Annotated in this window: 1 pseudogene; it reads left to right on the top strand. The window is 70.5% G+C overall.

What is annotated here, in order from left to right:
- A pseudogene (locus tag ACSNOK_RS35180) lies at positions 1-254 on the top strand (class I tRNA ligase family protein); the annotation flags it as partial.

Here is a 254-nt window from a genome sequence, read left to right as displayed (position 1 = left end):
ACATAGCCGTGTGCCATCCGGCCGAGTGGGGCCTGCCGGTCCCCGGCGACGACTTCGAGGGCCACCGCATCGACGTCTGCTTCGAGGACGTCGCGATGCACCTCTACGGCTGCTGGCCGGACCACCGGGCGGCGCCGGAGGAGACCGTCCACTTCTGCGGGGCCGGCCACGTCTTCTGCCAGGCGGTGCTGCTGCCCGTCCTCGTCCTCGCCCAGGGGGTGAAGCTGAGGCACTCGTTCCGCGTGAATGAGACC

This window comes from Streptomyces sp. URMC 126 (genome assembly GCF_051386555.1).
In the GTDB taxonomy this organism is placed as follows: domain Bacteria; phylum Actinomycetota; class Actinomycetes; order Streptomycetales; family Streptomycetaceae; genus Streptomyces.
Note: the sequence above shows the minus strand (reverse complement) of the source record. Positions and strands in the feature narration are given on the sequence as shown.